This is a genomic window from Rhodococcus sp. MSC1_016, assembly GCF_023667485.2.
In the GTDB taxonomy this organism is placed as follows: domain Bacteria; phylum Actinomycetota; class Actinomycetes; order Mycobacteriales; family Mycobacteriaceae; genus Rhodococcus_F; species Rhodococcus_F oxybenzonivorans.
This window is the reverse complement of record NZ_JAMOZI020000003.1, coordinates 22,858-40,878: the sequence shown is the minus strand read 5'-3', so window position 1 is coordinate 40,878 and position 18,021 is coordinate 22,858. Positions and strand designations below refer to the sequence as shown.

20 protein-coding genes and 2 pseudogenes are annotated in these 18,021 nt (G+C 65.8%); 9 read left to right on the top strand and 13 right to left on the bottom strand.

The genetic code is table 11. The features are described 5' to 3' along the window. Nucleotides 1-93 precede the first annotated feature (93 nt). Nucleotides 94-375, top strand: coding sequence for a type II toxin-antitoxin system RelE/ParE family toxin (locus tag L1080_RS37385; protein WP_003943404.1), 282 nt, complete (start codon nucleotides 94-96; stop codon nucleotides 373-375). 44 nt (nucleotides 376-419) lie between these two features. Next, nucleotides 420-713, top strand: a complete 294-nt coding sequence (locus L1080_RS37380; RefSeq protein ID WP_250775777.1) for a HigA family addiction module antitoxin — start codon at nucleotides 420-422, stop codon at nucleotides 711-713. Nucleotides 714-814: 101 nt separating this feature from the next. Here the strand turns inward: L1080_RS37380 and L1080_RS37375 are convergent, their stop codons facing one another. After that, nucleotides 815-1,807, bottom strand: coding sequence for a recombinase family protein (locus tag L1080_RS37375; RefSeq protein WP_250775775.1), 993 nt, complete (start codon nucleotides 1,805-1,807; stop codon nucleotides 815-817). Between the two features lie 292 nt (nucleotides 1,808-2,099). Next, a complete protein-coding gene (locus L1080_RS37370; RefSeq protein WP_250775773.1) occupies nucleotides 2,100-2,393 on the bottom strand; it encodes a hypothetical protein in 294 nt (97 codons plus the stop codon). Between the two features lie 10 nt (nucleotides 2,394-2,403). Here L1080_RS37370 and L1080_RS37365 point away from each other — a divergent pair, with 10 nt between their 5' ends. The 3 genes from L1080_RS37365 (at nucleotide 2,404) to L1080_RS37355 (ending at nucleotide 3,506) form a co-directional block, all read left to right on the top strand. Then, nucleotides 2,404-2,649, top strand: a complete 246-nt coding sequence (locus L1080_RS37365) for a hypothetical protein (RefSeq protein WP_250775771.1) — start codon at nucleotides 2,404-2,406, stop codon at nucleotides 2,647-2,649. A gap of 215 nt (nucleotides 2,650-2,864) precedes the next feature. After that, nucleotides 2,865-3,035 carry a hypothetical protein gene (locus tag L1080_RS37360; protein WP_250775770.1) on the top strand — a complete coding sequence of 57 codons (171 nt, stop codon included), beginning with the start codon at nucleotides 2,865-2,867 and terminating at the stop codon, nucleotides 3,033-3,035. 168 nt (nucleotides 3,036-3,203) lie between these two features. After that, nucleotides 3,204-3,506: a hypothetical protein gene (locus tag L1080_RS37355; RefSeq protein WP_250775768.1), complete on the top strand. Its 303-nt coding sequence runs from the start codon at nucleotides 3,204-3,206 to the stop codon at nucleotides 3,504-3,506. A 190-nt stretch (nucleotides 3,507-3,696) separates the two neighbouring features. Here the strand turns inward: L1080_RS37355 and L1080_RS37350 are convergent, their stop codons facing one another. Continuing rightward, on the bottom strand, nucleotides 3,697-4,086 hold the full coding sequence (locus tag L1080_RS37350; protein WP_250775766.1) for a DUF6766 family protein: 390 nt from the start codon (nucleotides 4,084-4,086) through the stop codon (nucleotides 3,697-3,699). 125 nt (nucleotides 4,087-4,211) lie between these two features. On the opposite strand from L1080_RS37350, the gene L1080_RS37345 reads away from it, so the two are divergent. After that, nucleotides 4,212-4,469, top strand: coding sequence for a DUF7218 family protein (locus tag L1080_RS37345; protein ID WP_160093651.1), 258 nt, complete (start codon nucleotides 4,212-4,214; stop codon nucleotides 4,467-4,469). 134 nt (nucleotides 4,470-4,603) lie between these two features. Here L1080_RS37345 and L1080_RS37340 read toward each other — a convergent pair whose 3' ends face one another. Continuing rightward, a complete protein-coding gene (locus tag L1080_RS37340; protein WP_250775764.1) occupies nucleotides 4,604-5,293 on the bottom strand; it encodes a GAF and ANTAR domain-containing protein in 690 nt (229 codons plus the stop codon). A 466-nt stretch (nucleotides 5,294-5,759) separates the two neighbouring features. On the opposite strand from L1080_RS37340, the gene L1080_RS37335 reads away from it, so the two are divergent. Beyond that, a complete protein-coding gene (locus tag L1080_RS37335) occupies nucleotides 5,760-6,161 on the top strand; it encodes an Lsr2 dimerization domain-containing protein (RefSeq protein WP_250775762.1) in 402 nt (133 codons plus the stop codon). A gap of 713 nt (nucleotides 6,162-6,874) precedes the next feature. Beyond that, a pseudogene (locus L1080_RS37330) lies at nucleotides 6,875-7,183 on the top strand (Tn3 family transposase); the annotation flags it as partial. Nucleotides 7,184-7,207: 24 nt separating this feature from the next. Here the strand turns inward: L1080_RS37330 and L1080_RS37325 are convergent. After that, nucleotides 7,208-7,897, bottom strand: a complete 690-nt coding sequence (locus L1080_RS37325) for a TetR/AcrR family transcriptional regulator (RefSeq protein ID WP_250775969.1) — start codon at nucleotides 7,895-7,897, stop codon at nucleotides 7,208-7,210. Between the two features lie 128 nt (nucleotides 7,898-8,025). Between L1080_RS37325 and L1080_RS37320 the strand changes: the two are divergent. Next, nucleotides 8,026-8,313: pseudogene (locus L1080_RS37320) on the top strand (MFS transporter); the annotation flags it as partial. Nucleotides 8,314-8,569: 256 nt separating this feature from the next. Here L1080_RS37320 and L1080_RS37315 read toward each other — a convergent pair. The 8 genes from L1080_RS37315 to L1080_RS37280 form a co-directional block, all read right to left on the bottom strand. Then, a complete protein-coding gene (locus L1080_RS37315) occupies nucleotides 8,570-9,784 on the bottom strand; it encodes a cytochrome P450 (RefSeq protein WP_250775966.1) in 1,215 nt (404 codons plus the stop codon). After that, the gene (locus tag L1080_RS37310) at nucleotides 9,781-10,311 is read right to left on the bottom strand and encodes a PaaI family thioesterase (RefSeq protein WP_250775963.1); all 531 of its coding nucleotides are present in this window, start codon (nucleotides 10,309-10,311) and stop codon (nucleotides 9,781-9,783) included. Before L1080_RS37310 ends, L1080_RS37315 begins: the two co-directional genes overlap by 4 nt. Before the next feature lie 282 nt (nucleotides 10,312-10,593). Beyond that, entirely contained in the window at nucleotides 10,594-12,225 is a 1,632-nt protein-coding gene (locus tag L1080_RS37305) for a fatty acid--CoA ligase (protein ID WP_250775961.1), read from the bottom strand. An 83-nt stretch (nucleotides 12,226-12,308) separates the two neighbouring features. Next, nucleotides 12,309-13,376: a BtrH N-terminal domain-containing protein gene (locus L1080_RS37300; RefSeq protein ID WP_250775958.1), complete on the bottom strand. Its 1,068-nt coding sequence runs from the start codon at nucleotides 13,374-13,376 to the stop codon at nucleotides 12,309-12,311. A 49-nt stretch (nucleotides 13,377-13,425) separates the two neighbouring features. Beyond that, nucleotides 13,426-14,262 (bottom strand): SDR family oxidoreductase, encoded by an 837-nt coding sequence (locus L1080_RS37295; protein ID WP_250775956.1) that lies wholly within the window; start codon nucleotides 14,260-14,262, stop codon nucleotides 13,426-13,428. Next, complete coding sequence (locus L1080_RS37290) at nucleotides 14,259-15,788, bottom strand: aldehyde dehydrogenase family protein (protein WP_250775954.1); 1,530 nt, start codon at nucleotides 15,786-15,788, stop codon at nucleotides 14,259-14,261. The genes L1080_RS37295 and L1080_RS37290 overlap by 4 nt, the downstream gene beginning before the upstream one ends. Then, nucleotides 15,785-16,510 carry a transglutaminase-like domain-containing protein gene (locus L1080_RS37285; RefSeq protein WP_250775951.1) on the bottom strand — a complete coding sequence of 242 codons (726 nt, stop codon included), beginning with the start codon at nucleotides 16,508-16,510 and terminating at the stop codon, nucleotides 15,785-15,787. Before L1080_RS37285 ends, L1080_RS37290 begins: the two co-directional genes overlap by 4 nt. Continuing rightward, nucleotides 16,507-17,967: a cytochrome P450 gene (locus L1080_RS37280; protein ID WP_250775948.1), complete on the bottom strand. Its 1,461-nt coding sequence runs from the start codon at nucleotides 17,965-17,967 to the stop codon at nucleotides 16,507-16,509. The genes L1080_RS37285 and L1080_RS37280 overlap by 4 nt, the downstream gene beginning before the upstream one ends. Between the last annotated feature and the right edge of the window lie 54 nt (nucleotides 17,968-18,021).

Here is an 18,021-nt window from a genome sequence, read left to right as displayed (position 1 = left end):
GAACAAGACCGCAGGTGACTGCGCCGCTGGTCCCGACGCTCGAACGCGCGTTTAACGTTGTGCGTTATTAACGCAGTACGTTATAGTGGTGAGGTGATCGAATCGTTCGCCGACAAGGAGACCGAGCGAGTCTTTCGCCGGCAGTTCTCGAAGAAGCTCCCGCAGGACATTCAGCGGATCGCGCGGCGGCGTCTGTTGTTGATCGAGGCGGCCACCGACGTCAACGACCTGCGCGTGCCCCCAGGCAACCGCCTGGAGAAGCTCTCCGGAGACCGGGTGGGCCAGTACAGCGTCCGGATCAACGATCAATACCGCATCTGTTTCATCTGGCGCGCCACCGCCGCATACGACGTGGAGATCACCGACTACCACTGACCACCCGGAACCGACACCTCCGACCACGGAAAGGAACACCGACAATGACTACAGACCTGAGCCCCATTCACCCCGGCGAGATCCTCCGCGAGGACTTCCTCGAGCCTTTCGGCATCACGCAGAACCGCCTGGCCACGATCATCGGTGTGCCGCCCCGGCGGATCAACGAGATCGTGCTCGGCAAGCGGTCGATCACCGCAGACACCGCGCTGCGGCTGGCCAAGGCGTTCGGCAACAGCGCCCAGTTCTGGCTCAACATCCAGGACCGCTACGAGCTCGACCTTGCGGCCGACAAGCTAGGCGACACCCTCGCCAAGATCACGCGCCTCTCGGCATAGATCGGCAGGTATCGGACTCGGTGCCCCGCGGACGATCCGGCGCACTCGCCGAGCTGCGGTTGCCCCAGCGCTTCACCGTTGGGGGCCACCGCTGGTGAGCATCAACGTTTGCGGGGTTCGATATCGAGTCGCCGTCGCGTGTTGTGGTTGCCGCAGACGAGTTCTGGAGTAGTGGTCCATTCGTGACGTTCGAGCCACGCCAGGACCGGTGAGGGTGGGTCGTCGCCGGAGGAGCCGGTGAGCAGCGGGCCGTCACCGCACCTCGAGCAGCTGACCACCACGACGTGGCCGTGCGGTTGACAGCGGGCACAGTGCCGCGCCTCGTGCAGGTGCTCGCGTTTGTCGAGGTGCAGCCAGACGGTGGCGAGGTCGGCGCGGTGCGGGACCAGTTCCCGACGCGTGGTGGGTTGATACCCGCAGGTCGGGCATGCCGATCCCGTCGTCGGGGGCGGCGGCGCCGCCGGATCCGGTGACGGCGAGGGCTTCTCCTCGTCCGGGTCGGTGTAGGCGGTAAGCGTCTCGGACTGTCGGGGCGGCAGATGCCGGTATAGGGTCGAGCGGGTCAGTCCGGTCTTCGCGGTGATCTCGGCGATGGTGGCGCCGCCCTCGCGTAGCTGGGTGGCGTAGGCGAGTTGGGCGTCGCTGACCACGCTGGGCCGGCCGGTGCGGCGGCCCTTCTCGGTGGCCACGGTGCGGGCGTGCGCGGCTCGCTCGACCGCGTACGTGCGTTCCATCTGCCCGAACAGCGCCAGCAGCACCACCGCCAGCTGGCCCATCGGGTCGTCCGGGTTCGTCGAGTCGATCCGGACCGGGTCGGCCAGATTGCGGAAGCCGATGTCGCGCTGGTGCAGGTCGTGGATCAGGTTCAGGGTGTCGCGGACGGTGCGGCCGAGCCGGTCGAGGGTGTGCACCACGATCACGTCACCGCCGCGGGCGTATTCGAGCAGCGCCTGTAGTCCGGGCCGTTCGGTGGTGGTCCCGGATTTCTTGTCCACGTAGATGTTCGCCGGATCAATTCCCGCCTTGGTGAGTGCGTCGATCTGCCGGGTGAGGTCCTGCTTGCTCGTCGACACCCGGGCGTATCCCAACTCCACACCCGGAGCGTACCGAAAGTAATGTTCGAACGGAACTTGTGACACACAATTATGGAATTAACTTCTGGGACACTCCGACGTGGGCTTCCACAGGATCCCGACGGGGTTTGGATGGCGTCCCATTTCCAGGGATGTGAAACGACGACACTTCCGCTCATCGCGGCATACGCTCCCCCGCTCGGAAGTGCACCGGACTCGAGTTCGACATCGCTGGTTGACACTCAGCGAGTCTGCTGACACTGCAGCAGGGTCGGGACAGCTCCCAAATTGGAGGGCACGCCATGCGCGGTGTTCAGATTCCTCGTTCGTCGGTCGCCTGGACCGTGGCAGCCGTGACCATCCTCACCGCACCGCTCGGCTCGTCCGCCTGGGCGAGGGCGAACCCGCCGTCGGTCCCGTCCGCGACGACCACAATGTTCCAGGCCCCAGTGACCTTCGTCTCCGCATGCAGCACGGTGGGGTTCAGGTGCTGGGTACCGTACCTGCTGTCCGCCGTAACTCCGTCAGCAACAACGAGCGCACCCGGCATGGTGACCTTTTCGGCAACGCCTCCGACCACCATCTCGATCACCACGCTCGACTGCATCGATGTGTCGGTGAACTGGCGAAACCTGAGCACCGGCGCCGCCGGCACCACCGTGCTCGAAGCGGTGCAGCCCGTCGACTTCAGTCGCCCCCGCACGTCAGACGAGTGGTGCCGATACACCCCCGAGACAGTGGCCACCGGCGGCGGCACGGTCGTCGCGACCGCCGACGTCAACGCCCACGTCCTCCCGCCCGCGAGCGACAGATGGCCCCAGGTACCGGTCAGTCCTGGGTTCGGATCCATCTCGGTTCCCTAGCTGGAGCGATCTCGAGATTAAGGGGACCCAGACAGGACACAGCAGCGTCAACTATCGAATTACCGTGACTCCAACGCATTTTCCAAGGATGGCTCATCGTGACAGGGCAGCGCCGCCATCTCCATTCTCAAGCGTCGGAGTTCGCTGCCGACGCGGCGGAGACCGGCTGTACACAGGACCGTCTGGGTACCCGATCGCAGGGAGGCGGTGATCGTATGACTACCCATGACTCCATCCGGCGCTGGGTTGCCGAACAAATGCACCTCGACCCCGACACGGCCGGGCCCGCCGACGTCGACCGACTCGACAACGTCACCGCGGCGGCCGAAGCGGGGTACGTCCGCGCACTGCTCCACCTGCGTGAATACCGCCCGCTGGTCGGATGAGGCAGGCCGATGGCTGGCCGGGCATCAGGGCGTGGGATTACCATTCGCACCGGGCTCTCCGTCACGCGCGATGTACGCAGTACCGCTGCGATCAACGGGGCGGTCCGGAATCTGGCGAAGAGTGTTCACGATCTTCCGCCATCGGGCTCGATCCGCAAGAAGTGCCCCGTGGGCTCCGCGTCGGAAAGCGATCGCCATTTCGGTACCAGTCTCTCCTGGGGCCTGCTCGCGGCCGAACCTGTCGATCTCGGCATCAGTCGCATCGATCTCAGTCTGGATTTCAGTGAGGACCTCGTCTGCAGCATCAGCAAGTTCCGACGTGATGGGAAGTGCCGCCGCAAAGCTGGCAGCAGCGGCCTGGAGTTCCTTGCTGTGTCCCTGCATACCAACAACCTCTCATACGCCGAGCCGTCGTCCCGATACCGTAAGCCCAACCCTCACCGGCGCTTCCCGATCGCGTCCCATGACTAGAACTCACTGACGTTGGCGAATTCGCCGGTCCTGCGGCAAAGGTGTTGCACGGAAGACGATTTCGTGTGTGGATGTCCAGGCCCTGCGGTGCCGCTTCGGTGCACGAGTTGGAATGTTGGCGTGCCGCCCGGTGAGTGAATTCCTACAAGGGCACGGAGCCGCCCTCGTCGCCGCGGGGTGCAGCTGTCCGTTACGCGGGATCGTCGTTGCTCGGTGGTGGTGTGGGCAGTCCGAGGTGGTCTTGGATGCGGTCGATCTTGCGTTCGATCCGTTCCATATCTTCGGCCTCGACCTTGAAGATCCAGTGCCGGGCACCCATCAACAAGATCGCCTGGAACACCAGTTGCAACCATTCGCTCTGCCAGTTCTCGAAGGTCGCGGCGAGGAATTCGGGCCAGTAGTCGGTCCAGCTGAACGACTGGCCGTGTGATTGCTGCTCGTTGCGGAAGCTGATCATCTGGGTGACGAACTGGGCAAGCCAGGACCCCAGGAACAGCACCACCAGCACGTACACCGCACCCCACCGTCGCACGTGCCGCACCACGACCACCTCCACCTCGGCGGGATCAGTGCTGCCCACGGTATCGGTCCGCGGCGGTGGGGTCAGTGAACCACGCGGGGCGTGGCGCGAAGTCTCCTCGGGTGTGAACCGATGCAATCGGGTACCCGACCGGTGTACTGGTCATCCGAGACGAGGAGGTTGTCATGCCGCGATCGTCGATCAAGGACGAGAAGGTGTACGAGGAAGTACGCAAGGACGGCGCATCGAAGCAGAAGGCGGCGCGGATCGCGAACGCCTCCGCGAAGCAGGGCCGCTCCGGCACCGGCCGAAAAGGTGGGAAGTCGCCGTCGTACGAGGACTGGACCGTCGACGAGCTGAAGAAAAAGGCCAAGGACGTTGGTTTGTCCGGCTATTCGTCGAAGCGAAAGGGTGAGCTGATCGACGCCCTGCGCAACCACTGACCGAACGCCCGGCCGTCCGTCGTGCCGAGGCAGTCGAGCAGTGTCGCACCCCTCGAAGTTTGTGGGGGCGTATGCCGGCCGCCGGCTGGCGTATGTGTCGTTGGGCTCGCGAGACCGCAACGTCGACCGTGCGCTCAGCGCCGGTCGGGGCCGAGTTCGACGATCTTCGTGGCCACGTCTGCCAGTGGTGTGTTCGAGTCCTGCGAGAGTTTGGTCAGCATCGCGAACGCCTGGGCGGCGTCGATCCCGAACCGCTCCATCAGCATGCCCTTGGCCTGCCCGATCATGTCCCTACTGGCCACCGCCGACAGTAATTGCTCTGCTGTGCGGGCCGCGGCGATCGCGATGGCCGCATGAGCTGCTAAAACTTCTCCGATCAGCACCGACTCGTCATCGAAGGCGTGCCGGGTCTTAGCGAACAGGTTCAGGGCACCGGAGGTGTGGTTACCGGTGTAGAGCTGGAAGGACAGGGTGCTGCGCACCCCGGCGTCGAGCGCGTGCCGGGTGAACCGTGGCCACCGGCGCTCGTCGGTGAGGTCATTGCTGCGGGTCATCCGTGCGTCGAGGGCGGCATCGACGCACGGTCCCTCACCGAGACGCTGCTGCAGGGCGTCCATCTGTTCCGGTAGATCGGAGGTCGAGCCGTGGGATTCGAACCTCTTACCGACGATCATCAGGATGTCGGCGCTGTCGGCGCCGGGGATCATCGACACCGCGGTGTCGGTGATTCCCCGCAGGGTGGTGTCGAGGTCGGACGACACAGCCCAACCCCGGGCGACGTCGGCCATCAATCGACCGAGGTCTTCGTGGTCGAGGGAAGTCATGTGCTGCGCCCTCCGAAATCTCGAGTGGTACGGGGCGCTCGCCGCGTCTCCGGGCCCAGGTGGGCGCTCGAACCGGCAAAGAACGAACCGAAGGCGTATGGCGACGCCTCTACTACCGACCCTACGTCGCCCAGGCCGATCCGCCCGCGATTCACCCGGGGAAGAATTCAACCGACGCGCCAAAGTTAGATCCACCACCTTCCCGTTCAACCGTGCTGCTCTTCGGCGCGGCCGTTGTCCACAGTCCGGATGGGCGCCGAGGGTGACGAGGGCGTCGAGGTCGCGGAAGGCCTCGAATGGGGTCGTCGCTGGGCGTCACCCAACCCAAAAAACAACCGATCATTCGTGCAGTTCACCACCCATTCGCGTTCGGACACGTCCGTCAGCGGTCAACCCGTTTTCGCGCAGCTCCCAGTACTGTGCGCTCATGCTGTATCGAGACGGTCCGTGAAGCATCGGGGGAACTGTGGCGCGCAAGGTGGTTGTCGAACTCGTCGACGATATCGACGGGACTGTGTTCGGCGAAGAAGGCGAGAAGATCACCTTCGCGGTCAACGGTGTCGAGTACGAGATCGACCTGAAGGACGAGCACGCCAGCGAGTTCCGCAAGCAGATCGGCTACTTCATCGAGCATGCCACCCGGGTGCGCGTGCCGAGGACTTCATACAAGTCTGCTACCACGTCCGGGGGTGCTATGACGCTTACGCAGTTCTCCGCCCGCTTGGACCCAGACTTGCTACAGCAGATGAAGATCGAAGTAGCCGCCCGTGGGACAACTTTGCAGGCGGCGACGGCCGAAGCATTCAGGTTGTGGCTGTCCTCGAAAGGTGAGGGTCCTCGGGGGATGCGGCCACGCGCACTGAGGTAGTAGCCCCATCGTCCTCCGGTGCTCCGATAGGCGATCCGCTTACGGGATCGCCAACCACTCCCGGTTGTGGGTGTCAGGGCGTCCTGATCGCCCGCCGCGGCAGCACCGGCACGGCCCGTCTCGCTTCGTAATGGCTGAGGAAACGCCAGGGAATTGAGACAGATTGCTTCGGCCATGCCGTGAGACAAGCAACAAGTCCGCAGTTCGCGGCGTCTCGAAATGCCGCCGGCAGCGAGACCCTACAGCATCCGCTTGGGGGACACCGAAGGTGGCCGACAACTCGTGGACTGGATCGAGCTGAATATGCAATGGACTGGAACTACTTCATCCATCCGGACATCTACCAGTGGATCTACTGGCTGGACGGCATGGGCCTGTTGTGGTGGTGACCGAGGTAGACACGTCAGGTACACCTTTGGTTGACCGCGAGCCGGTGTTCCGGCACAGGCTGTGTAGGTCTCGAGACTCTGGCCAAATCTCATCTGGGATGGCCACTCAGTGGCTCGCCGCCGTCTGAACCCGTTCTGGTGCGTGCGCGGTCAGCTCACAGGGTTTGGCTGTCCCGGTCTCGGAGAATCTGGTCACCCAGGCGGGTACACCGCCTCCTCGTCGGGGATCCCGAACCGGGTGGCACGCTCGCGTGCCGCGATGAATGCGCTCTTCGCCCTTGCTGCGTGTGGCTCTGTCAACTCGATCCAGGAACGCCTGGCGAACGCGACCTCATCTACGCCCACGACGGGCCTTCCGTGCCCGCCACTTGGAAGCCCAGACCGAACAAGCCTGGTGTTTGACCCTGGCCGTGAACGCTGTGATCGCCTGGACCGCAGAGCATTACGGGCTCGCGGCCCGATTGGATGCGCCGTCAGGGCCGCCGCATCGATGATGAGGTGCTGGCCCACACCTGCCCGGCGCGCAGCGCCAACATCAACTTCTTCGGCGGGATCGAGGTCGATCTCGACGCCGAACGCGCCGCGCTCGGTCCCACCGGGTACCGGCCGCTGCGGGTCCGCGACACTCTGTTCCGACCGCGCGGCCCGGGTCTGCGGTTACGGCGTTCCGCCCTCGGCCGGGGGGGTTGCTGCCGTGCCTGTTCGGTGGGTGGTGAGGAAGTTGTCGACGAGTCGGGCGCAGTCGTCGTGGTCAATGGTGCGCAGTCCGGTGAGGCGGGCGAAGACGATCGGGCCGAGGAGTTGGATGAGGGCGAAGGTGGTGTCGAGCTCGCCGAGCACGGCGCGGGCGTCGGGGCTGGTGAGGATGTGGTCGAAGGGCTGGCGGTATTGCTCGATGACGCGGGCGCGTAGCGAGGTGACCGCGGCCGGATCAGGCTGGCGGCGGTCTGGGTCGGTGTGGTCGTCGCCGAGGGATCCCATAGCCAGCCAGGCCAGGGTGGTCATCTGTACCGGGGCCTGTTCGATGAGGTCGGCCTGGGTGGTGAGCAGCGCGATGAGCCGCTCGCGCACGGGTCCGGTGCCGGTGGGGGTCTCGACGCGGGGGAGCAGCCGTTCGAAGGTCGCCGCGAGCAGGTGGGTGGTGCTGCCGAAGTGCCGGTAGAGGGTGGCGCGCGCGACCTTCGACACGCGGGTGACCGCCTCGACGGTGACCGCCTCGACACCGCCGGTGGACAGCAGATGGGTGGCCGCGTCGAGCAACCGGTTGCGTGAGCGTGCCAGCCGCGGATCGGCCTGCTCGGCGGCCGCGGTGAGTGGGTCGGTCGCTGCGGGGTCGGGGTCGGTCATGGCCGCGCTTTCCTCCGATTCGTGTCGTTCAGCCCTGGGTGTATGTGTGGACCCTATCCCACGCCCCGACCACTATGATACGAATGGTCTCGTACCGAGACCGTTGGTCTTTAAGTCGGGAGGTGGCGGTGAACACACCCGGGACGGACACTGTCGAGATCGCCCGGTGGACCAGGGCCCAGTGGTGGATGCTGACGGTGTCGTGCCTGGCGGTGGCGCTGGTGGTCGCGGCGATGGCGGCGTTGTATTCGGCGTTGCCGCAGATCGCGGTCGCGACCGGGGCGACGCAAGCCCAGCTGACCTGGATCGTCGACGGCTACACGCTGGTGCTGGCGTGTCTGGTGCTGCCCGCCGGAGCCATCGGTGACCGTTACGGGCGCCGCGGTGTGCTGGTGGCGGGGCTGGCGGTCCTCGCTCCCGGCCCCACCACCCGCCGCTCGCGCGCACCACGTCCGCAGGCCTTCACCGCGTCCCCCTGAGAGTGCATCTGGCAAACTCCGGTTCCGGTCACGCCGTGCGGGCGAGTCGGCGCCCGACCTGCAAGGCCTAAGGAGAGGCCGCGCGCTGACGCTGTGATCCCGATCGTTCGCGGTGGTTCGGTCGCGGGTTCAACTCCCACTCACTCCCGGGACCTTCGAGCCCTTCTGGTGGGGTAGTGCAGGACTACCCGACTCATCCGGTGGCCACCTTTAAACTCGACAGCCCGCGGAAGGACAGCCCGGTACGCCAGCGAGGCTGCTCGACGAGCCCGAGACCGGGAAAACGGGCCACCAGGAGCGGGAACAGTATGGATCCTTCGAGCCGGGCCAGCGGCGCGCCGAGACAGAAGTGGATGCCGGCGCCGAACGACAACGGCGGGACCCCGGTTCGGGTGATGTCGAGCCTATCCGGGTCACAGAATCGGTCCGGGTCTCTGTTGGCCGCCCCGAGCAGGGTCAATACGACCTGACCGGGATGTAGATCGACTCCTGCCAGCCGTGTCGGCTCGAGCACCGTGCGCCCGTTGGTCTGGACGGGGGAGTCGTAACGCAACAATTCTTCGACGGCATTGCTCGCCAATTCGGGCCTGGCACGCAGTTGGCGCATTTGGTCGGGGTGAGCGAGCAGCGCGGCGACGCCGTTGCCGATGAGGTTTGTGGTGGTTTCGAACCCTGCGGCGAACAACAGAATCGCGGTGCCGACGCATTCGTTGTCATCCAAGACGTCGTCGCCGTGCGCGACGGCGAGTCGGCTGAGTAGGTCATCGGCGGGGCGGGCGCGTTTGACCGCCAACAGGTCAGCGAAATACGTGGCAAGGTGGTCTTCGGCTTCACAGGCGGCGGTCAGAGCCTCAACATTGGCTCCGGGTTCCAGCGAGGCGAGCAGGGCACGCACCAGGGGCGCGGCTACTGCCCGATCGGCCATGGGAACCCCCAGAAGTTCGCCTATCACATTCACAGGCAGCGGGAGCGCCAGATCGGTGATGATGTCGACGAAGACCTGTTCCTCCATGACGTTGAGCAGGTGATGGATCTGTGTGATGACGCGGCTGCGCAACTCGTCAATGTGCCGAGGGGTGAACACGTCGGCGACCAGCCGACGCAGCCGGTGGTGGTCAGGGGGGTTGCGGAACAGCATGGTGCGCCGGAATCGATGCATGGCCCGACGTTGCAACTCTTCGGGGATCTCGGACAAGCCGAAGCCCAGCGACTCGTCGGCCTTGCCGAGGCTGCGGTCGCGGAGCGCCGCCGCGCAGTCGTCGTAGCGACTCAACACCAGTACCCCCGATCGTGTAACCAAGACGGGTCGCGTCTCCCGCAGTCGTCGGAACGCCTCGTAAGGTCCGGCTGCGCCGTGATCGGTGAGCAAGGCGTCCAGGAGCAGTTCCCTCTCGGTCGGTACGGTCATGCCTGCCTCCTGGCATTCGCCTGCGACTGCAGGAAATGTTCGACCTCGACCACGATGAACAGGGCGGTCGCCGTGGCGACCGAGCGAGCCTCTATATCCTCGATCCTGGCCGCGAGATTCAATTTCCGGCCATCGCGAGACCGTATATCGGCGTGCAGGGTGTAGGGAGTGGCGAGCAGAACCGGCGCGAGATAGTCGAGGTCGAGCCGGCGCGTCACGGCGAGTTCGCCGACCGTGTAGAGCAGGAAGCCGAACAGGTCGTCGATTACGGTCGCCACCGCGCCGCCGTGTGCTATCCCGGGCGCTCCTACGTGACGCTGGTCGAAAAGGTGGTGAGCAACGACGCCGTCTCCGCAACGCCGTACCGACAGGGCATGCCCGTGCGGGTTCGCCGGCCCGCAACCAAGACAGTTGGGATGGTGGGGCGGCAACTCAAGCGAGCCAGATTCCAGGAGCCGGAACGAGCGCACCCAGTCCTCCATGTCGGGGTCGGACGACCCGCCGACCGCATCCGAAGCCTTGCCCATGGTCAGACCTTCCTGTCGATGAAACCGCGCCCAACACCGGTCTCGAGTGTGACCGTTATGCAAATACCCCTGGCGCACTCCGGGGAGCGCGGTGGCAGCCTGTGGGCCCAACTCCACCTTGGCCAGGGCGAGGTGTGCCGCCCACCGGGAGATCACTGCCCCATCTCTCCTGGGCGTCTCCTTCACCGGTGCCGTGGTGCGCGCGATGGTCGTGAGAACTTCCCGCCCCGCGTATCAATTTCTCTGCTCCGTCCTACCCAGATCTGCGGCTGGAGAGGATTCCTAGATTTCGATGACGGCCAGCTCTCCTTCGGCGTGCAGGGAGCGCAGGCGCTTCTTGTCGAACTTGCCGACCGAGGTCTTGGGTACCTCGGAGATGAAGCACCATCGCTCAGGCAGCCACCACTTGGCGACCTTGCCGTCGAGGAAGTCGCGCAGATGAGCAGGTGTGGGCTCGCGACCGTCACGTACGACGATCACCGCGAGGGGACGTTCTTGCCACTTCTCGTCCGGCACCCCGATCACAGATGCCTCGAGCACGTCGGGGTGACCGGCAAGGAGCAGCTCGAGCTCGACCGAGGAGATCCACTCCCCGCCGGACTTGATCACGTCCTTGGTGCGGTCGGTCAGCGTGACGAAACTGCGTTCGTCGATCCGCCCGACGTCGCCGGTGCGCAACCAACCTTCCTGAAACTTCTCACCGTGATGCTCCTCGCCGACGTACGAGCCGGTGATCCAGGGTCCACGCGCCTGCAGCTCACCGACCGCTTCGCCGTCGTGCGGGAGCTCATTGCCCGCGTCGTCGACGATCCTCAGCTCCACTCCTGCAACCGGACGGCCCTGGGTGGCGCGCAGGCGCCACCGCTCCTGCACGTCGAGCGATGCCGGCGGACGAGCGATGGCGGCCAGCGGCGAGGTTTCGGTCATTCCCCACGCCTGGACGACCTGCACGCCGTACTTTTCCTCGAAGGCCTTCATCAGGTGAACGGGCACTGCGGAGCCACCGCAGGCGACCAGGCTGAGAGAGGAGACGTCGTAGCTGGGGTTAGCCTCCAAGAAGTTCAAGACGTCGTTCCAGATCGTCGGGACCGCGCCTGCGACGGTTGGCTTCTGGGCGTCGATGAGCCGCACCAGCGGCTCGGCCTGTAGAAACCTGTCAGGCATCAGCAGGTCGGTGCCTGCCATGAGGGCGGCATAGACCAGTCCCCAGGCGTTGGCATGGAACATCGGCACGATGGCGAGGATCCGGTCATCGCAGCTGACTCGCAGTCCGTCGGCGGCGCAGGCCGCCATCGAGTGCAGGTAGGTCGACCGGTGGCTATAAGCGACACCTTTGGGGTTGCCGGTGGTGCCGGAGGTGTAACACATGGCGGCTGCTGACTGCTCATCGAGGTCGGGCCAGTCGAACGTCTCGGGCTGAGCGGAGATGAACTCCTCGTAACCCACGACCATGAGCCCGTCACGGTGCAGCGGGGCGAGGTCCACCTCGCCGGTCACGACGACGGTGTGCACGCTGGTGAGCTGCAGCAGCACGGGGGTCAGCAGGGGGACCAGGCTTCCATCGAGAATGACGACCCGGTCCTCGGCGTGGTTGCCGATGTAGACAAGTTGGTCTGAGGTGAGACGTAGGTTGAGGGTGTGCAGCACCGCGCCCATCGAGGGCACCGCACAGTATGCCTCCACATGCTCCTGGTTGTTCCACATAAAGGTCGCAACACGCTCATCGCCTGTGATCCCGCATCCGCGCAACGCGTTGGCCAACTGGGCGGCCCTCCGTCCGACTTCGGCGAACGTGCCGACCTTCACGCTCCCGTCGGGCTGCAAGGTCCGCACGGTCGCCGAGCCATGCACACTCGAGCCGTGGCTCAGAATCGCCGCAGTTGTCAACGGGACGTTCATCATCGTGCTCTGCATAACATTCCTTCATTCAAGAGTGCCTTCGAACGAACAGCGATCCGGAGATCGATTCGCCGTGCGTCCCGGGGACTAGTGGGCTGTCACCGATCTGCAGCCGTCAGCGAGCTTGAAGCGAACTCCAGGGACTCGACCAGGTCCAACTCGAGTTCCGGCAGCCGGCTAGCCGCCATGGCCACCCCGGCCAGGCGAGCTCGCACATCTACGTCGCGCTGGATCCCGGCACGTGCAGTCTCGGTCCATGCCTGCGCACAACGGCTGGCGGCGACAGCGAGGTCTGCGGTGGCGAGGTCACCGGTCAGACGTGCGACATCCGCGCAGCCATCGGCGAGCAACCGGCGGAACAGCCCGCCGCCGGTGCCTGCCTTCTCGATGAAAGCGCTCAGGCTGAACAGGAGGATCTCGAGGTCGCCTACCGGAAGGTCGGCCCAGGTCCGAACGTCGGCCGCCAGCTGCGCGACCGCAGCTAAGCCCTCGGCCCCGGCCGTCGCTGTCGTGAGATCGACGATCCCCGGCTGCGACGGGCGGCGCATGCTAGCCGCGGACTGGCGAAATGCCTCTGCCGCCACTCCTGCCACGTCCGGCAGCGCGCCCGGCCAGGTGATGCGGTAGGTGCAGTGGCGCGTCGGTTGTGGGAAGGACGTCGAAGACCGCGCCCGAGCCAGGGCATCGAGCGGGACCTCCTGCACCTCGGCGCGGTCATTGTCCACGACAAAGGCAATCCCCTTGGCCTCGTCGTAGCCGATCACCACGATGTCGTGGCGACTCATCTGTAACTGGACCCGCAGGTACGGCAGCTCGGCGATGTCGCCCCACACCAGGCTGGGTCTGCCTGCGTCGATCTCGTCGAGAACCCACGACCAGCCCTCGCGGGGATCGTCGGTGGTGAGAACGTGGACCTGTCCGCCGAGCCGGCGGGGTAGATCGATTTCGAAGTCGGCGCCTCGTCCCACCAGGTACAGCGGTGGAACGAGGTCGCTCGATGGGAGGTACGCTAGCCCCAGCGCGCCGCCGAGCGCGAACACCAGACCTTCATCGGGCGGTCCGTCCCACCCCAGACCCTGCCAGTGCAGAAGATCCCGCATCGCGCCCGAACCACAGTGCCCCCCTATCTGATGGGGGTAGTCCTTGATCAGGGTCCTGCGGGGCATGTTGCTTCCTCTTCGAGTGGAGGGGCGGACGATGGGTTCGACGACTAGGTCAGTTGTTCCGGATTCTGTCCAGGTAGGCCTGGCGGGCCCCCATGTCGACGTCGTCGAGGAACACCGAGTCCGTGTCCAGGGCCGATCCGAGCCTGGCGGCCAGCCGTCCGGGGACGAACTTCATCGCCGCGACCATGCCGCCTGCGAGGCGGGTGACGCGCACGAAGGGACGCGGGTTCTCGATTAGATCGGCTGTCACTCGAGCGATCTCCTCGGGCTCGGCGTTGCGCAGTCCCTTGGCTCCAGCTGTCCCAGCAACGAGCTCGGTGTTGGTGAACGTGGGCCGGACGGTGGACAGCTGGACCCCGGACTTGCGGTATTCCAGTCGTGCTGCCTCCGTGAATCCGATGACCGCGAACTTGGTGCCGCAATAGGTCGCCAGACCGGGCACGGCGAGCTCGCCGGCCAGTGATGCGGTGTTGATGATGTGCCCGGCACGCCGCGGCAGCATCCGCTGAAGGGCGAGCTTGGTCCCAAAGATGACTCCCAGGACGTTGATCTCGACCTGCCGCCGGGTCACCGCGTCGTCTTCCTCGTGGACGTGCCCGGTGGGCATGATGCCCGCGTTGTTGATCAGCACGTCGAGGGGGCCGAGGTCCCCCTCGACCAGGTCGAGAAAGTCTCTGAACGAGTCAGGGTCAGTGACGTCGAGGCGGGTGACAACCTTCACCCCGAGCTCGGCGGCGGTCTCCTTGGCACGTGCCTCGTCGATGTCGCCGATGGCGACGCGGTGGCCTCGTCGGATCAGCTCCTTCGCGGTCTGGTAACCGATGCCGCGGGCTCCACCTGTGATCGCCACGGTCTTGGCGGCGGTGTGGGGGCTGTGCGTCGTCACTTGCTGTGCTCCTTGTTCAGACCGAGGCGTTGCCGCAGGCCGCGACCGGCTGCCGCGCGCAACACTCTTCCGGCGATGGCCGCACGCCGGGAGGTGTACGGGTACCACGTGAGTTCTCGTGCCAGGACAGGGATCCGCGGCTCGGTCACCGCCTGGACCCGGCAGTACTTGTGCAGCCCGTAGGCGCCGCCGAGCCGCGCACCGATACCTGAGGCCTTCCATCCACTGTGCGGCAGTGTGGTGGCGAAGAGGTTGCTGAAGACGTCGTTGATGTTGACCGCACCCGCATCCAGCCGTCGCGCGATGCGCTGCGCACGAGCATGGTCGCGGGTCCACACCGTCGCAGACAGGCCGTACGCCGAGTCGTTGGCCAGGCGGATGGCCTCGTCCTCATCCGCGACCCGCATCACCGGGATCGTGGGGCCGAAGGTCTCCTCGGTCATGCAGGCCATCGTGTGGTCGACGCCGACCAGGACGGTCGGAGCGTAGTAGTTCCCGACCGCACTCCGGGTTCCGCCGGCCAGGACCCGCGCACCCGCCGCCACTGCCTGGCTGACGTGGCGATCGGCGATCTCGACCTGCCTCGCAGTGACCATCGCACCCACGTCGTCACCTGCCGCCGCACCCTGGGTCAGGGACCGCACCCGGTGCGTCAGCCGGGCCACGAACTCGTCGTAGATCTCAGAGACCACATACACCCGCTCGACGGAGATGCAGACCTGCCCCGCGTTGAACAGACCGCCCCACGCGATCCCCTCCACCGCACGAGCAAGGTCGGCGTCCTCCAGCACGATCGCCGGATCCTTGCCGCCCAGCTCCAGGCTCACCGGCTTCAAGTGCTCGGCACAGCGGATCGCGACCGCCCGCCCGGTGGCTGTCGAGCCGGTGAACTGCACGAAGTCAGCGGCGTCCACCACCGCCGCACCCGCTTCGCCAGCACCCACAACATGCGCCAGAACCGGAGGGGCGCCGATCTCGTGCCAGCCCTCCACGACCCGCGCACACGTCAGTGGCGTCTCCTCCGAGGACTTCGCCAGGACCGCGCATCCGGCAGCCAACGCGGGCGCTGCATCCATGAGGAAGAGGGTGATCGGGAAGTTCCACGGCGTGATGAGCCCGACAACCGGGTACGGGTGGTAGGTCTTGGACAGCCGCTTCGGCAGACTCAGCAGACCCGAGGACCTGACCTGCTCGCCAGCGAGAAACTTCTCGGCATGGTTGGCGTAGTAGGTGATGAACTCACACGATGCTGCCGTCTCCACCAGGGCGTCAGGGCGCACCTTGCCCGTTTCGGCTTGCAGCAGGTCGGTGAGCTCGTCGGTGTGAGCCAGGATCCAGTCCCGCCAGCGATGCAACCATCTGGCGCGGTGCCGCGGGCCTGCTTCGGCCCACCCGACCTGAGCGCGGCGGAGGTCAGCCGCGATGCCGTTCACGGTCTCGCGATCATCGACGGGGACGGTTGCGACCAGCCGGCCGTCGGCCGGGTTACGCACGTCCAAGGCGTCCGCTGTGGCTGCCGTGCTCATCGGGCCTCCAGGGGTGAGTGGGGCCCGCGGGAGATCCCGTCGGGCTGGGCGCGGCTGGCGGGTGTGTCGGTGAAAGCGTCAGCGATCACGTGAGCGCACTTAAAGATCAGCGGTCCATAGGTGTGCCGAAGCTCGGTCAGGATCGCGTTCAAAGGCAGGTCGTCGAAGACGCCGCGCTCGCGGACGTACTCCATATGCTGGGCTCCGTCGGCGGTGAAGGCGTGCAGGGGGGCGTCGCGATCGCCGTCGAAATCCACCGGCGGTACACCGAAACGCGCACACAACTCGGTGTTGAACGCAGGCGTCGCCTTCAACCACCGGCCGTCGATGTAGAGATGGCTGTAGCCGTGATAGACGAACAGGTCTGTGCCGCCCATGAGCGCTCGCAACGTTTCGGTCTGCAAATGATTTCGGACGTCGGCAAAGCCCAGCAGCGCCGGAATCCCTGCCGCACGGCACACCGCGGTCAAGAGCACCGCCTTCGGGACGCAATAGGCGCGCCCGGTCTCGAGGACGAAGCTCGCTCGATAATGGGCGGGATCGTCCGACACCGTGTAGGGGTCGTACCAGATCTGGTCGCGGACGGCGGCGAAGAGGCGCTTCGCCTTGTCCCGGTCGGTGCTCGCATCCCCAACCGCGGCGGCGGTGAACGCCCGGACGGACTCGTGCTCGATGTCGAGGAAGTCGGTCGCCCCCAAGTACGCCACCGGTGCCTGATTCATCTGCGCTCCAGGGTGATCGGCAACCCGTCGACCGGAATGGGGAGCGAGGTGTTGTCCCACCTCGCTTCATACTGGTCGGGGACCGTCCAGGTGTAGGTGCGCAGCATGTGGTGCAGAATCGCCTTGACCTCGAGGGTGCCGAAGTGCAGACCGATGCACTTGTGTACCCCTCCTCCGAAGGGGATCCACCCGAGGCGGTGATTCTGGTCCTCACGCCGCGGTTCGCTGAAGCGGTCAGGGTCAAAGGTGTCGGGGTCGGTCCAGCACGACTCGTCGAAGTGGTTCACCGACGGAGCCACGGCCACCAGGGTGTTCGCCGGGATGTGGTGTCCGGCAATCTCCACGTTCTCGACCGTCTTGCGCATCACGATCGGCACGGGCGCCACTAGACGCAGCGTCTCCTTGATCACCAGGTCGAGAGTCCCCAGCGAGTCCAGGTCGTCGATGTCCGGGCGGCGTCCACCGAGTTGGTCGGACTCGGCCCGCGCCCGTTCCTGCCAGGCCGGGTGCTTGGCGAGGAAGTAGGCGGCAGCGGTGGTGGTGATGGTCGATGTGTCGTGGGCCGCCATCATCAAGAAGATCATGTGGCTGACGACGTCCTCATCGGTGAACGCCTCACCGTCGGCCGTGCGCGCATGGCACAGCCCCGCAAAGAGGTCGCCTCCCTGGCCACTTCGAGCCGCCGGCAGGTGCCGGGTGAAGTAGTCCTCCAAGAGCGCGCGCCCACGGACTCCGGCTCGCCAACGAGTCCCCGGCAGCGGGAAACGGATGAGCGAGCTGGCTGCACGCACGGTGGCCACGAAGGCGTCGTTGATGGCGTCGGTGTCCTCGCTTCCCCCCCGACCTGCCATGAAGACCTTCGTTGCGACGTCGAGAGTCAGGGCCTTCAGCAGCGGGTAGATGCGCGTGGATTGGCCCGCTGTCCACCCGGGGATTCTGGTCTCCAGCGTCGGGCCGAGCTGGTCGACGTAGCCGGCGAGCCGGTCACGGGTGAACGCCTCCTGCATGATCCGCCGATGCATCCTGTGTTCGTCGAAGCTCATCAGCATCAGGCCCCGGTGAAAAAAGGCATCGATGAGATAGGTCCACCCGTCCTGGGAGAACGACTTCGCCTTGGCCGTCAGCACCTCCTGTGTGGCATCCGGGCCGGCCACCGCCACTATTTTCGTGCCGAAGGCGCCCATCCACGAGACAGGTCCTAACCGCTGGTACCTGGCACGGGAGAAGTTAGAGCCGAACCGGATGTAGTCCAGGGTGTGACCGAGCAGAGGCAAGCCGGCGGTCCCTAGGACCGGCTCGAGGCCCGACCCCGCCGGGGGCGGGGCGAGCTCACGGACAGGCCACCGGTCACTGGCCCCTAGCAGGGCCGCGTCGACCCGACTCGGCAGTGGCACCATGAGGACCGACGAGAGCCGCTCACGACCCTTCGCCAGCGGGAGATGGATGACGTTCGTCACTGATGTTCCTTTCCGAAACGCGGTCCGCACTCGCAGTCGTCGTACCCATCGCCC

What these genes read in the sequence shown, in the direction of transcription:
- L1080_RS37380 (WP_250775777.1), top strand. Translation starts at nt 420, where the DNA reads ATGACTACAGACCTGAGCCCCATTCACCCCGGCGAGATCCTCCGCGAG.
- L1080_RS37340 (WP_250775764.1), bottom strand. Translation starts at nt 5,293, where the DNA reads ATGACTTCCCTCGACCACGAAGACCTCGGTCGATTGATGGCCGACGTC.
- L1080_RS37300 (WP_250775958.1), bottom strand. Translation starts at nt 13,376, where the DNA reads ATGCCCCGCAGGACCCTGATCAAGGACTACCCCCATCAGATAGGGGGG.
- L1080_RS37285 (WP_250775951.1), bottom strand. Translation starts at nt 16,510, where the DNA reads ATGAATCAGGCACCGGTGGCGTACTTGGGGGCGACCGACTTCCTCGAC.
- L1080_RS37370 (WP_250775773.1), bottom strand. Translation starts at nt 2,393, where the DNA reads ATGCAGTCGAGCGTGGTGATCGAGATGGTGGTCGGAGGCGTTGCCGAA.
- L1080_RS37315 (WP_250775966.1), bottom strand. Translation starts at nt 9,784, where the DNA reads ATGACCGTACCGACCGAGAGGGAACTGCTCCTGGACGCCTTGCTCACC.
- L1080_RS37345 (WP_160093651.1), top strand. Translation starts at nt 4,212, where the DNA reads ATGCCGCGATCGTCGATCAAGGACGAGAAGGTGTACGAGGAAGTACGC.
- L1080_RS37290 (WP_250775954.1), bottom strand. Translation starts at nt 15,788, where the DNA reads ATGAGCACGGCAGCCACAGCGGACGCCTTGGACGTGCGTAACCCGGCC.
- L1080_RS37305 (WP_250775961.1), bottom strand. Translation starts at nt 12,225, where the DNA reads ATGCAGAGCACGATGATGAACGTCCCGTTGACAACTGCGGCGATTCTG.
- L1080_RS37325 (WP_250775969.1), bottom strand. Translation starts at nt 7,897, where the DNA reads ATGACCGACCCCGACCCCGCAGCGACCGACCCACTCACCGCGGCCGCC.
- L1080_RS37360 (WP_250775770.1), top strand. Translation starts at nt 2,865, where the DNA reads ATGACTACCCATGACTCCATCCGGCGCTGGGTTGCCGAACAAATGCAC.
- L1080_RS37310 (WP_250775963.1), bottom strand. Translation starts at nt 10,311, where the DNA reads ATGGGCAAGGCTTCGGATGCGGTCGGCGGGTCGTCCGACCCCGACATG.